Source organism: Bradyrhizobium nitroreducens (assembly GCF_002776695.1).
Lineage (GTDB): Bacteria > Pseudomonadota > Alphaproteobacteria > Rhizobiales > Xanthobacteraceae > Bradyrhizobium > Bradyrhizobium nitroreducens.
In genome coordinates this window covers 3,265,784-3,278,489 of record NZ_LFJC01000003.1, presented here as the reverse complement: position 1 = coordinate 3,278,489, position 12,706 = coordinate 3,265,784, and the positions used below count along the sequence as shown (strand labels likewise).

The window sequence follows — 12,706 nt, the reverse complement described above, 5'->3', positions numbered from 1 at the left end:
GCCCGATGGGGGCCCAGACCGGCTCTGCTACTCTGTGGGATCGGATGATGACGGGACAAAGTTAGCGTTCCGTTTCCAAATTGCCGAGGATTTGCGCCAACTGGCGGTAGCCGTCCGCCAGCGATGCATTTTCGTCCTTGCGCTGGCGCAGGAAGGCCTCCAGCGGCTCGTGCAGGCGGATCGCCTCGTCGACCTCCGGGCTGGAGCCGGCCCGGTAGGCGCCGAGACGGATCAACTCCTCCATGTCGGCATAGGTCGCCATCACCGCCCGCGCCTTCTGGATCACGGGCCAGAACTCCGGATCCGCCGATTTCGGCATGGTGCGGGAGACGGATTTGAGGATGTTGATGGCGGGGTAGCGGCCGCGCTCGGCGATCGAGCGCTGCATCACGATGTGGCCGTCCAGGATGCCGCGGACGGCGTCGGCGATCGGCTCGTTGTGGTCGTCGCCGTCGACCAGCACCGTGAAGATCGCGGTGATGGCGCCCTCGCCGAGGCCCGGGCCGGCGCGCTCCAAGAGCTTCGGCAGCTCGGTGAAGACGGTCGGCGTGTAGCCCTTGGCGGTCGGCGGCTCGCCGGCGGACAGGCCGATCTCGCGCTGGGCCATGGCAAAGCGCGTCACCGAATCCATCAGGCAGAGCACGTCCTGGCCTTCGTCGCGAAAATATTCGGCGACCGCGAGCGTCAGATACGCCGCCTGGCGGCGCATCAGCGCCGGCTCGTCGGAGGTCGCGACCACGACGACCGAGCGCGCCAGACCCTCCTCGCCGAGGTCGTCCTGCAGGAATTCCTGAACCTCGCGGCCGCGTTCGCCGATCAGCCCGATGACGCTGACCGCGGCATCGACGTTGCGCGCCAGCATCGACAGCAGCACCGATTTGCCGACGCCGGAGCCTGCGAAGATGCCCATGCGCTGGCCGCGGCAGCAGGTGAGGAACGTGTTCATCGCGCGCACGCCGAGATCGAGCGGCGCGCCGACGCGCTTGCGCGAATGCGCCGGCGGCGGCGTATTGCGGAACGGCATCGGCGAGGCGCCCTGCGGCAGCGGTCCCTTGCCGTCGATCGGCTCGCCCAGCGCGTTGACGACGCGGCCGAGCCAGGCGGACGAGGGCCGCACCAGATTGGCGGCATTGGCGATGACGGCCTTGCAGCCGCGGCGCACGCCGTCGAGGCCGGCGAACGGCATCACGACGGCGTTGTTGCCGGAGAAGCCGATCACCTCGCAGGGAATCGAACGGTTGGCGCCGGTCTCGATCACGAGCCGCGCGCCGACCGACATCGCGTGAATGGGTCCTGCCACCTCGACCATCAGGCCGCGCACGCCGACCACGCGGCCATAAATGTTGATGCCGTCGATGTCGCCGATCTGTTCGGCAAGCGCCTTCATCGGGGAGCCTTCATCAGCAGCGCCTTCATATGAGGGCCTTCATATAAGCTGGTGGTCGCTCCAGCGATCCCCGGGACTTCACGGTGAAAACCTTAAGTTTCGCCATATTTCTGAACGGAGCTTAACTTCGTGTTTACCCGCATCATTAATCATTGCGTCACTGTCTTTGTGACTGAGCGTGACTCCCCTTCAGAAGAAGGCTGAGTCGCGGGAGTCGGTTAGGTCCGTCTCTTAAAGTGGAACTTGAACGGAGCTGGGTGACGAAAGCTGCTTCACGCGCAAGACCTTAGGGCGATTCGACGAAAATTGCACCCGGGGGGACTTGCGTTCCAGAATCAGGATTTGTTAACCATCTGTTGTCAGGATCCGAATCAGTTGTTCAAAGGCGTTTTGTTGAGTGCCGCGAATGCGGCCGACCTGACGCCCAGGAGCGGCGACTATGGGGAACTGGCATGCGCGTTTTGCTGATTGAAGATGACAGCGCCGTCGCGCAGTCGATCGAGCTGATGTTGAAGTCTGAGAGCTTCAACGTCTACACGACCGATTTGGGGGAAGAAGGCGTCGATCTCGGTAAATTATACGATTACGACATTATCCTTCTCGACCTCAACCTGCCCGACATGTCCGGCTACGACGTGCTCAAGCAGCTCCGGGTCTCCAAGATCAAGACACCGATCCTGATCCTCTCCGGCCTCGCCGGCATCGAGGACAAGGTCAAGGGTCTCGGCGTCGGCGCCGACGACTACATGACCAAGCCCTTCCACAAGGACGAGCTGGTGGCCCGCATCCACGCGATCGTGCGCCGCTCCAAGGGTCACGCCCAGTCGGTCATCCAGACCGGCGACCTCGTCGTCAACCTCGACACCAAGACGGTGGAAGTCGGCGGCCAGCGCGTGCATCTGACCGGCAAGGAGTACCAGATGCTGGAGCTGCTCTCGCTCCGCAAGGGTACGACCCTGACCAAGGAAATGTTCCTCAACCACCTCTATGGCGGCATGGACGAGCCCGAGCTGAAGATCATCGACGTCTTCATCTGCAAGCTCCGCAAGAAGCTGGCCAACGCTTCCGAGGGCCGCAACTTCATCGAGACCGTGTGGGGTCGCGGCTACGTGCTGCGCGAGCCGCACGAGCACGAAGAGCGCATTCCCGCCTGATCTCAGGGTTTACGTCGCGAGCCCCCTTGGCTCGCTCCTCCCAGCCTGGACCCCGCCGCAAATGGCGGGGTTTTGTTTTTTGGGGGATGCTTCATCTCCCCCTTAAGCTTTGAACCGCTACCCTTCCCCCGCCGACGAATGGTCGCTGCACGATGGGGGAATGATGATCCTGCAATCACTGGCCGGCCTGCCCGCCTTCCTGGTCTATTTCTGCACCGGGCTGATCGCGATCGTGGCGTATCTGTTCGTCTACACCCGCATCACCGCGCATAACGAGTTCCAGCTGATCCGCGACAACGAGCCGGCCGCGGCGATCGCGCTCGGCCTCAGCCTGCTCGGCTTCGTGGCGCCGCTGGTCAGCGCCATCGCGCATTCGGCCAATGTGCTGGACTGCCTGATCTGGGCGACGATCGCGCTGGTCGTGCAGGTCATCGTGTTCTTCCTGGTGAAGGTCCCGGTGCCGAACCTGTCGGCGCGGATCTCCGCCGGCGAGCTTGCCCCGGCGATCTGGCTCGGCCTGTCCTCGCTCGCCGCGGGCCTGTTGAACGCCGCCTGCATGATCTACTGACCATGGCCGAGAAACCCACCAGCAAGGAGTTCGGCAGGCGCCGGCCGCGCCTGCCGGCGGACCTGCCGCTGCCGCCGCGGGAGCCGGTGAAGCGCTCGGGCCACGTCGCGCTGCTGGTGATGGGCACGCTCGCGGTCGGCACCACCGCTTACACGCTGATGCCGCGGCAGACCTGCGAGCCCACGCCCGGCGCCGTGCCGGGGCAGGCGACCACGACCTGCACGAGCAGCAGCGGCAGCAGCTCGTCGGGCGGCAGCAGCTCGCGCTGGTCGTCGCGATCGAGCTTCTTCAGCAGCGATTCATCGAGCCATTCTTCGGCGGGAACGTCGTCGTCCGACTCCGGCCACAGCAGCGTGAGCCGCGGCGGCTTCGGCTCGTTCGGCCACGGCTTCTCGGGCGGCGGCTAAAGCCGCTGCGAGATTGAGACGCGTCAAATCCGGGCCAGCTGCGGCTCTGTATTGTGAACCTCGATGATCGTGCGCCCGCGTGGCCACCAAGATCGAGGTGCAATGATGCGTGTGATGTTGACGTCGGCACTGGCCTTCCTCGCGCTGGCATCGCTGTCGGCCAGCGTGCAAGCCGCACCGTGCCCGACCGGCATGGTCCAGGTCTGCGATCCGCAACCGCGGGACCGTCCGCCGATGGGTCCGCCCCGCTGCCACTGCGAGAATACGCCCGGCAGTCCGACCTGGGGCGGCAAGGCCGAGATCCACAAGAAGAACGTGCCGACCGTGAAGCCGAACAAGTCGCCCGGTCCCAACGACTGAGCTGGCTCGAATCTCAAACAACCGAGGTGCAACGATGCGCGTGACGATATCAGGACTGGCGCTGCTCGCGCTGACTTCGCTGCCCGTTGCCGTCCAGGCCGCGCCCTGTCCGCCCGGAACGGTGGAGGTATGCCGGCCTCATACGATGCGTCCGCCGCTGTGCCATTGCGAGAATGCACCGGGCAGCGGGAATTTGGGTGGCGGCGGCAAGGCCGAGATCCACAAGAAGAGCGTGCCGACCGTGAAGCCGAACAAGTCGCCCGGTCCCAACGACTGAGCCCGGATCAGCTCCATCCTTCAACAATCGAGGTGCAACGATGCGTATCGTCATGACGTCGGCTCTCGCCCTCCTCGCGCTGGCTACCCTATCCGCCGCCGTGGAAGCCGGGCCCTGCCCGCCTGGGATGGTTCGGGTCTGCCTGTCGCCACCGCAGAACGACCGTCCGCCGAACACCACCCCAATGCCGTGCAAATGTGAAAATCAGTCGGGCAGCGGAAGCTATGGTGGCGGCGGCAAGGCGGAGGTTCACAAGAAGAATGTGCCGACGGTGAAGAAGAACAAATCCCCCGGCCCCAACGACTGACGCGGGCGCACGAATTTGGACGCGCGATGGCGCACATGCCATCGCGCGTCTTTATTGCATGGATGCCGGCACGCCGCGAACGACGTTTGCGGATCGTCCCTACTGCAGTTTCTTCGTCGTGTCCGGTCGCAGCGGCTCCGGCTGCGGGTTCAGCCAGTTGTTGCCCTGCACCGGCTTCTTGCCCGCCATCGGCGGCTCGGGTTGCGGATTGAGCCAATTGGTCTTGGGGTGCTCGACCTTCAAGCTCTTCGTCTTGGTCCTGGTCTTCTTCACGGACTGCGTCTGAGGTGTCGCCGTTTGCGCCAACCTCACCGGCTGCTGCGTCCCAGTTTGCTCCGAGGCGCCGCCGGGTCCAGCCGAGATGCCGGCGCTGGCTGCATTCAACGTGGCAACGCAGGCAAGGCTTGCGATCGCGAGTGCTGTCGATGTGAGCTTCCGATACTTCATGATGTCTCCCCTATTGTTCGATCTGTCGGCGAATGCGGGGCGGGGCGGGCGTCGGACGAACGACCGGACGCGGCGTGAACTGCTTCGGCGGCACGACACGCTTCGGCGGCCGCGGAACGACCACGGTTGGCGGACGCGGCGGTGGCGGTGGCACGACAACCTTGCCGCGCTTGCCGCGTGGCGCGACGACCGGCGCCGGCAGATGCGGCGTGGCCGGCACGAAGGTCGTCCCTCCCGCAGGCACGCATTTGCGCTTGTCGGCATCGGGCTTCTGTCCGACCGGACAGCACTGGCCGCCTGACGTCGCCTGCGAGCCAAGGCAGCAGGAGCCATTCGGCAACTTCACATAGCCGGCGAAGCAGCCGCCTGCAGCCGGCGGTGCGTCCGACGTGCATTTGCCATTGATCAGCATCTGTCCGGTCGGACAGCTGCAGGCCGCCTTGGTGCCGGCGACCGCCGTCGCCGGCGGACAGCATTGACCGGTCACCGGATCGACACTGGTGTCCGGCGGACAGACGACCGGGGGCTTGCAGCTGTTGTCGGGCTGCGGCTTCGTCCCAGTCGGACAGCACGTGCCGTTGGGCGTGAGCTGCTCGGGGGCGCATCCCTGCTTGAGCGGCGGCTGGCAGCTGCCATCGGGCTGCGGCTTCGAGCCGGGCGGGCAGCAGTCACCGCTTACCGTCAATTGCTCGGCCGGGCATTGCAGCTTCGACGGCGAGCACGTGCCATCGGGCTGAGGTTTCGTCGTCGACGAGCAGCAGATGCCCTTCGACGTCAACTGGCCGGGCGGACACGAAGGGTGCTGCGGCTTGCTGCATTTGCCGTCGGGGCCGGGCAGCGTGCCGTCGGGACAGCACTGGTTGGCCGTATACGCCCACGAACCAGACGGGCAAAGCTGCAAGCAGCTGCCATCGAGGCCGGGCTGCTTGAAATTCGGTAGAATCTGCAAACACGCCTGTTCCTGAGCCGTCGGCTTGCAACCGAAGAAATCGCTCGATGGATCCGGCTCGAAGCCTGCGGGGCAGACCGGCGACTTGAACGTGGGACAATGATAGCCGTTGGCATCGTGAACGGCCTTCGAACCATCGAGACAGCCGAGCTTCGACCAATCATTGGGATCGAAAGAGTTCGGATCGAAGCCGTTCAAGCAGGCTTCGATTTTGCCGGGATCTGTCGATCCATCCGGACACGGCGATGCGCACTGCCCATTGGGTCCCGGGAACATGCCGATGGGGCAGCACTGGAAGCCGGGCTGTTGGGTGGTGCCGGGCGGGCAGGCGCATTGGTTGCCCGAGCCTGGCGGGCAATCGAGCAGCGGCGGCTTCTTGCCGTGCAGGCGATACCAGAAGAAGCCCGGAAACAGCGCGACGCGCGGCCGGTACCAGCCCGGCAGATTGAACCCAGCCTGGCCGCAGATGCGCAGAACCGCGATGTCGCCGAGATGGCCGCGCGCAGACGGATCCTGGAACTGGTCGTCATAGTCGATGAAGTAACTTTGCCACGGCGGCACGTTGGCGGGCCGCACGGCCATGATGTCATTGCCTTGCACGCCATTGACTTCGGCCGGACCGCCGGCTGCGAGCTGCGCGGCGATCGCGGGATCGTTCGAATTGCGCAACTGCTCGCCGGTCGACCACAGGAACTGTCCGCAGGCGGCACGATCAATCCGACCCTGATCGTCGTAACCGAAGCCGACCGCCACGCCGCCATTGCCGTTGCGCATCTGACGCGCAAAGCCGATCGCGTATTCGTCGGGCTGCAATTGCCACTGCGGCCCGCTGGTGCCGGGCGGCGCCGGCAGATAGCGCAGCACGCGACCCGTCGCCTCCTTCGTCAGCACATCGAAGTCATAGGCGCCGCTCGGCGCGGCGCGCTCGGCGAGCAACATGCGCCCCTGATCGTCGAACGCGATCTTGGCGATTTCGCTCGGACCAGGTCCCGGCGCAACGCTGAGCTCGAGGCGCGGATCGGCGCCAAGGCTCGGCGCAATCGCCACCGACCAGATCTGCAGGTCCTTGGCGACGGCGTAATACAGGCGCCCGTTGCGCACAGCGAGACCGAAGATCAGACGCTGCGAATTGGCATAGCCCCAGGTCACGGGATCGCCAGTGCGGAACTTTGGACTCGATATATCGAGACGCCCGGCGGGATCATACGGCACCGGCGGCAGGCCGGCGGCGCTGCGCCCTTGCACGCCATGATCGTAACGGGCGCGCTCCGTTCCGGTGGAGTCAAAAGCGTGGATCATGCCGGTGGCGCGGTCGGCCACGAACAGCGTGTTGGATGAGGCATCGAAGGCAAGCCCGCCGAGCGCCGGACCGGGATTGGGTGCCCCCTCGAATGTCACGTTGGCGAACAGCCGGACGTCACCGGTGGCGCCATCGATCCGCCAGATCGAGCCGGGACCGCCGCCGGATTGCGGCGGCCCGAACAGGCCCGGCATGAAGGCGGCTTTGGGCGCGCCCTGCTTGATGCGCGTGAACTGGCCGGCTCCGGCCGGAATGACGATGGGCAAGCCGTAAGCCGACGTCGCAGCGACAAACACGTTCGGCGGCGTCGCATTGTCGAGCGCGACACCGAACAGCTGGCCGGTTTGACCGGCGGTGACAGTGAAAGGCTTTGGCGCTGTCAGGATTTGCGCCTGAGGGGGCGCACCCGGCGACTGCAGATCGAGCACGCGCGCCGACGGCCCGTTGAGGTCGATGGCCGTCTTGTCGGCGGGATCGACACCGGGCGGAATTTCGGCGGGCGGCATCGCCCCCGAGAATCCCGTGACGACCGCGTTGCCATTGGCAACGATGCCGACCGGTTGCGCCGCGGCTTCAGCGCAAGCAAACAGGCCGAACCACGCTGCGGCAAACAACACGGCGCGCAGCCGGCCGCCCCGATATGCACGATGATTTTGCTCAGGTGGAATCGAGCGGGGCATACGGGTTTGCATTGGCGATGATCCTGATGAAACACCAATATGTAGTTGACGCCCGATCTCCACCGTCGGACTTGAGCGGGATCAACAAACGTTCGATTCTCGAAATGAAGCGAGAACCGCAGAGGGCCTTACAATGAAACCTTCAGCGGTATCGCGACGATGCCGAGCCCGCGAATCGAACTCCACGCCTCTCGCCGTTGACGCACATCAACGTGCGGCCCGACCGCACAGGCATCCTGGCTCGCGTCCACGAGGGCCAGGCCATGAGGCGCGAGAAAACATCAGCGTTCGCCGCCGCGATCCATGCAGCACTCGTATACGCTGCGGTGGCGATACCCACTGCGGCTCAGGCCAAAGGACACTGTCCGGGCGGCCAGCATTGGCAGTGCACCACCTATGCCACGTCTCGGGAGAACGGCGCCTGGTATGACGCAAAGACGGGCCAATGGTACAATAAGTCATGCAGTTGCCAGGGCGGCGGAGGATCGTCCGGCGGAGATGTCGGCTCATACGGTCATGCCGAGATCCACAAGAAGAACGTACCGACGGTCAAACCTTCCGGCGTCGGCCCGGGGAATCTCGCCGGCTCCTCGCTTCGACTCGCACCGCGTGCGCCGGTGCGCGTAGCCCCGTCCGCGACCTTCCGGCCGGCGCCGACATTCTGACTGTCGGCGTATCGCTCCCGGGCTTGTCGAGAGACACTGATCTGGTGGAAACTGTTGGTTCAAGGCCAGAGCGTCGGAGACTGAATTGCCATGAAACGTCGAGACCGGTCCTGCCCATCATGAGGGGTGGTCAAATCATTGGTGGTCGAATCATCCATGGGCACAGCGGCGGCTAGCGGATGCAGCGCATCACCTGCCTGGAGCGCGACGACTGGCGGGAGACCGCGGCGCAATGCGGCTTCGTCTTCCACACCATCGACGGCGAACGCTATTGGGACGAGCGCGCCTATTACGGCTTCACGCTCGACGAGATCGAGCGCGGCATCGAGACGCCGACCGGCGAGATCGAGGCGATGTGCCTGGAGCTCGCCGGCCGCGTCATCGGCGACGAGCGGCACCTGCGGCGCCTGCAGATCCCGGAAGCGTTCTGGAGCCTGATCGCCGAAAGCTGGCAGCGCGACGACCGCAGCCTCTACGGCCGGCTCGATCTGAAGTACGACGGCAAGTCGCCGGCCAAGCTGCTCGAATACAACGCGGACACGCCGACCTCGATCTTCGAGGCCGCGGTGTTTCAATGGACCTGGCTCGAGCAGACGCTCGAGCGCCGCATCGTTCCCGTTCGCGCCGATCAGTTCAACTCCATCCACGAGCGGCTGATCGCGGCGTGGAAGGAGATTGCAGCTGGCCGCCACGTCCACCTCACCGGCACCCTGGATAACGCCGAGGATGCCGGCACGCTCGCCTATCTCGAGGACACCGCGCGCCAGGCCGGTCTCTCGACCAGGCTGCTCGACATCGAGCAGGTCGGCTGGCGCGACCAGGGCGGCGGCTTCGTCGATCTCGACGATGCCGACATCGCGCTCGCCTTCAAGCTCTATCCCTGGGAATGGATGTTCCAGGACGCCTTCGGCGCAAAGTTGAAGGCCGCCGCGACGCGCTGGATCGAGCCGCCGTGGAAGGCGGTGCTCTCCAACAAGGGCATTCTGCCGCTGCTCTGGGAGATGTCTCCGAACCACCCCAATCTGCTGCCGGCCTTCTTCGAGGACGATCCGCGCGCCGCCGAGCTCGGCACGTCCTATGTGCGCAAGCCGCTGCTGTCGCGGGAAGGCGCCAACGTCACGATCGTGTCCGGCGGCATGGCGCTCGACGCGCACGCAGGTCCCTACGGCGCCGAAGGCTTCGTGCGACAGGCCTTGTCACCGCTGCCGAATTTCTCGGGCTTCTATCCGGTGATTGGAAGCTGGCTGGTGAACCACGAACCCTGCGGCCTGTCGATCCGCGAGGACGAGAGCCCGATCACGGGCAACCACTCGCGCTTCCTGCCGCACGCGATTTTGTGAGGTGTCATTCCGGGGCGCTCGCGAAGCGAGCGAGCCCGGAATCCATAACCACAGGCAGATCGAACGGCCCCACGTCTAACCGCCTGCCCATTTCGATGGCCTGTGGTTATGGATTCCGGGCTCCGCGCTTACGCGCGGCCCCGGAATGACAAAGAAATCACTTCGCCGCGGCGAGCTTCAGCGGCTGCGGCATCAGCCCGCCCATGGGACGGCCGGAGCGCGCGGGGTTGAGCTGGTAGAGACCGCGACGCTCGGTGATGGGACGGAACGCGTCGGTGATGCCGACGACCGATTCGGCGGCGCCAAGCAGCAAGGTGCCGTCGGCTTCCATCGCCTTGGCCATGCGCTCGAAGATCACCGCCTTGGTGTCCTGGTCGAAATAGATCAGCACGTTGCGGCAGAAGATCACGTCGAACGTGCCGAGATGGGAGAAGTCCTGCAGCAGATTGAGCTGACGGAACTGCACCATGGCGCGGATGTCGGCGTTGAGCTGCCAGAGCTCGCCGACTTGCGTGAAATACTTCATCAGGTGCTGGATCGGCAGGCCGCGCTGCACCTCGAACTGGCTGTAGAGGCCGGCCTTCGACTTTTCCAGCACCTCCTGCGACAGATCGGTGGCGACGATCTCGATGCGCCAGCCGGCGAGGGCCGCGCCCATCTCCTTCACGCACATCGCGATCGAATAAGGCTCCTGTCCCGTCGACGACGCCGCCGACCAGATGCGCAAGCTCTTGCGTGCCGCGCGCGCCTGGATCAGGCCCGGCAGGATGGTGTCGCGCAGATGATCGAACGGGATCTTGTCACGGTAGAAGAAGGTCTCGTTGGTGGTCATCGCTTCGACCACGTCGGTCGCAAGCCGGCCGTCGCCGTTCCTGATCTTCAGCACGAGATCGGGAATACCGGGAAGGCTTGCCTTGCGCGCCAGCGGCAGCAGTCTGCTCTCGACGAGATACTGCTTGTCGGGCGACAGATCGAGGCCGGAGCGCTCTTTCAGGAACTTGCGCAGATAGTCGTAATCGGTGGGCGTCACGAGCGGTCTCCCGCGAACAGGCGGTTGACCTTGGCGCCGATCTGGTTGAGCGGCAGGATCGCCGCGCAGATGCCGGCATTGGCCGCCGCGCCTGGCATGCCCCAGACCACGCTGGAGGCTTCGTCCTGCGCGATCACGCTGCCGCCGGCGGCGACGATGTCCTTGCCGCCGCGCATGCCGTCCGAGCCCATGCCCGTCAGGATCACGGAGAGGATGTTGCCGTGCCAGATGTCGATGGCGGAGGTGAAGAGCGGATCGACCGCGGGCTTGCAGAAATTGACGGCGGGGCCGTCGTCGAGCGCGATCACGGTGTCCGCGCCGTTGCGTGCGACGCGCATGTGCTTGCCGCCGGGCGCCAGATAGATCCGTCCCGGCTTCACCGGCTCGCCGTCGACCGCCTCGGCTGCCGGCTTACGGCTCGAGCGCGCCAGATGCTCGGCAAGGATGGTCGTGAAGGTCGGCGGCATGTGCTGGGTGATCAGCACCGGGAAGCGATCGATCACAGGGCCGAGCTCGGTGACGAGCGCCATCAGCGCCTGCGGCCCGCCGGTCGAGGAGCCGATCAGCAGCACCTTGGGGGCCTGGCTGGAGAACGGACGCGTGACCAGCGATCCCGACGACGGGGCCTGCAAGGCCGGCGCGGGAGTGGCGGGCCGCGCCACGGGACCGCGCGGGGCCGGAGCCGGAGTGGCGGGCGCCAGCGGCGGGCTCGCAACCGCGGGCTTGCGCCGCAGCCGCGCGCCGAGATGACGGATCTTCTGGATCAGGTCGTGGTGAAAGATGTCCGCGGCCGACGCCTCGCGCGTCGATTCCGGCTTCGGAATGTAATCGGCGGCACCGAGCGACAGCGCCTTGAAGCTGATCTCCGCGTTGCGGCGGGTCAGCGTCGAAGCCATGATGATGACGAGATCACGCTTCTTTGCCAGCAGCTGCGGCAGCGCCGAGATGCCGTCGAGCTCGGGCATCTCGATGTCGAGCACGGCGACGTCAGGGTTGATGCGTTCGAGCTGGTTGACCGCCTCGAGCCCGGTCCGCAGCGAAGCTGCGACCTCCATGTCGTGTTCGGCGCCGACCCAGCGCGAGATCAGACCGCGGATGACGACGGAATCGTCGACGATCATCACACGCAGCGGCCCGGCTTCGCGCGACGAGCCTGTGGTCGAATTCCCTGCGAACGCAACACTCATTACTCACCAACTCAGACTGAAAGGGTACAGTTGAAAACGGGCGCCGAAGGATCCGAGGGGCCTCCTCCGGCCGGTCGCTCAGATAAGGCCGACTTCCTGGAACTTCGCCGTCACGATGTCCTTGTCGAACGGCTTCATGATGTATTCGTTGGCGCCGGCATGCAGCGCGCGTGCGATATGCGCAACGTCGTTCTCGGTGGTGCAGAACACCACCTTGGGCTGGTCGCCGCCGGGCATGCGGCGGAGATGGCCGAGGAATTCATAGCCGTCCATCACCGGCATGTTCCAGTCGAGCAGCACCGCGTCGGGCAAGCCGCGCTTGCAGGCTTCCAGCGCCTTCTCACCGTCCTCGGCTTCGAGGATCTGGAAGTCGAGCCCCTCCAGAATCCGGCGCGCAACCTTGCGGATGACGCTGGAATCATCAACGACGAGACAAGTGCGCATGTGAACCTCTGCTTCCTCCCCCTTGCGGGGGCACTTCCAATTGCAGGTACGTCGGCGGCGGGGCCGCCGTATCAGGCTGCCATCATCTCGGGCGCGAGCTCGAGGACGCGATCGACGTCGAGGACGACCATGAGCTGACCGTCGAGGCGGTGGACGCCGCCGGCGAGCTTGGCCATGCGGGGGTCGAGGTTGACGGGATTTTCC

At 65.4% G+C, this 12,706-nt stretch carries 13 protein-coding genes; 7 read left to right on the top strand and 6 right to left on the bottom strand.

What is annotated here, in order from left to right:
- Positions 1–61 precede the first annotated feature (61 nt).
- Entirely contained in the window at positions 62–1,387 is a 1,326-nt protein-coding gene (gene fliI / locus TSA1_RS15965) for a flagellar protein export ATPase FliI (protein WP_100177200.1), read from the bottom strand.
- 452 nt (positions 1,388–1,839) lie between these two features.
- Between fliI and ctrA the strand changes: the two genes are divergently transcribed.
- The 6 genes from ctrA (at position 1,840) to TSA1_RS38865 (ending at position 4,460) form a co-directional block, all read left to right on the top strand.
- Positions 1,840–2,541: a response regulator transcription factor CtrA gene (gene ctrA, locus TSA1_RS15960; RefSeq protein WP_008138878.1), complete on the top strand. Its 702-nt coding sequence runs from the start codon at positions 1,840–1,842 to the stop codon at positions 2,539–2,541.
- Positions 2,542–2,704: 163 nt separating this feature from the next.
- Positions 2,705–3,109: a DUF350 domain-containing protein gene (locus TSA1_RS15955; protein ID WP_100181150.1), complete on the top strand. Its 405-nt coding sequence runs from the start codon at positions 2,705–2,707 to the stop codon at positions 3,107–3,109.
- A gap of 2 nt (positions 3,110–3,111) precedes the next feature.
- A complete protein-coding gene (locus TSA1_RS15950) occupies positions 3,112–3,516 on the top strand; it encodes a hypothetical protein (RefSeq protein ID WP_100177199.1) in 405 nt (134 codons plus the stop codon).
- Positions 3,517–3,618: 102 nt separating this feature from the next.
- On the top strand, positions 3,619–3,876 hold the full coding sequence (locus TSA1_RS15945) for a hypothetical protein (RefSeq protein WP_100177198.1): 258 nt from the start codon (positions 3,619–3,621) through the stop codon (positions 3,874–3,876).
- 34 nt (positions 3,877–3,910) lie between these two features.
- Positions 3,911–4,153, top strand: a complete 243-nt coding sequence (locus TSA1_RS15940; RefSeq protein ID WP_100177197.1) for a hypothetical protein — start codon at positions 3,911–3,913, stop codon at positions 4,151–4,153.
- Positions 4,154–4,193: 40 nt separating this feature from the next.
- Positions 4,194–4,460 (top strand): hypothetical protein, encoded by a 267-nt coding sequence (locus TSA1_RS38865; RefSeq protein ID WP_145984317.1) that lies wholly within the window; start codon positions 4,194–4,196, stop codon positions 4,458–4,460.
- 99 nt (positions 4,461–4,559) lie between these two features.
- Here the strand turns inward: TSA1_RS38865 and TSA1_RS15935 are convergent, their stop codons facing one another.
- A complete protein-coding gene (locus tag TSA1_RS15935) occupies positions 4,560–4,907 on the bottom strand; it encodes a hypothetical protein (RefSeq protein ID WP_100177196.1) in 348 nt (115 codons plus the stop codon).
- Between the two features lie 10 nt (positions 4,908–4,917).
- The gene (locus TSA1_RS15930) at positions 4,918–7,773 is read right to left on the bottom strand and encodes a hypothetical protein (RefSeq protein WP_145984316.1); all 2,856 of its coding nucleotides are present in this window, start codon (positions 7,771–7,773) and stop codon (positions 4,918–4,920) included.
- 907 nt (positions 7,774–8,680) lie between these two features.
- On the opposite strand from TSA1_RS15930, the gene TSA1_RS15925 reads away from it, so the two are divergent.
- Complete coding sequence (locus tag TSA1_RS15925) at positions 8,681–9,841, top strand: glutathionylspermidine synthase family protein (RefSeq protein ID WP_100177194.1); 1,161 nt, start codon at positions 8,681–8,683, stop codon at positions 9,839–9,841.
- Positions 9,842–9,998: 157 nt separating this feature from the next.
- Here the strand turns inward: TSA1_RS15925 and TSA1_RS15920 are convergent, their stop codons facing one another.
- The 3 genes from TSA1_RS15920 to TSA1_RS15910 all read right to left on the bottom strand — a co-directional run bounded on the left by TSA1_RS15920 (position 9,999) and on the right by TSA1_RS15910 (position 12,502).
- Positions 9,999–10,871 (bottom strand): CheR family methyltransferase, encoded by an 873-nt coding sequence (locus TSA1_RS15920; protein WP_100177193.1) that lies wholly within the window; start codon positions 10,869–10,871, stop codon positions 9,999–10,001.
- Positions 10,868–12,058, bottom strand: a complete 1,191-nt coding sequence (locus TSA1_RS15915) for a protein-glutamate methylesterase/protein-glutamine glutaminase (protein ID WP_100177192.1) — start codon at positions 12,056–12,058, stop codon at positions 10,868–10,870. The genes TSA1_RS15920 and TSA1_RS15915 overlap by 4 nt, the downstream gene beginning before the upstream one ends.
- Before the next feature lie 78 nt (positions 12,059–12,136).
- A complete protein-coding gene (locus tag TSA1_RS15910; protein WP_007600538.1) occupies positions 12,137–12,502 on the bottom strand; it encodes a response regulator in 366 nt (121 codons plus the stop codon).
- Positions 12,503–12,706 lie beyond the last annotated feature (204 nt).